The sequence below is a fragment of the Gemmiger formicilis genome, from assembly GCF_016901605.1.
Taxonomy (GTDB): domain Bacteria; phylum Bacillota; class Clostridia; order Oscillospirales; family Ruminococcaceae; genus Gemmiger; species Gemmiger formicilis_B.
The window spans coordinates 1-264 of the sequence record NZ_JACJKP010000639.1; the positions used below are offsets into that span (position 1 = coordinate 1).

A 264-nucleotide genomic window follows, 5' to 3' on the forward strand; every position below is an offset into this window, starting at 1 on the left:
AAAGCAAATTCTTCCGATCCCTTGTTTTGTCAATAAAGATTTCTCAGCATGCACCGAGCAAAACGTACCGTTTTGTTCCGATGCAGGACTTTTCCAAACCTTGGACAGATACCGAGTTGTATGAGAAGTATGCCCTGACGAAAGAAGAAATTGCTTTCATCGAGTCTATGATTAAGCCGATGGAATGATTGTTGAGGATGTTTATGAAAAGAAAGAAAATGGAATATCAACTTATAGAGCCTATGATAGAGCATTTAACCGGCG

At 39.4% G+C, this 264-nt stretch carries 1 pseudogene; it reads left to right on the top strand.

The features are described from left to right. Window positions 1–188 (top strand): annotated as a pseudogene (locus H6B10_RS16270) (Eco57I restriction-modification methylase domain-containing protein); the annotation flags it as partial. Between the last annotated feature and the right edge of the window lie 76 nt (window positions 189–264).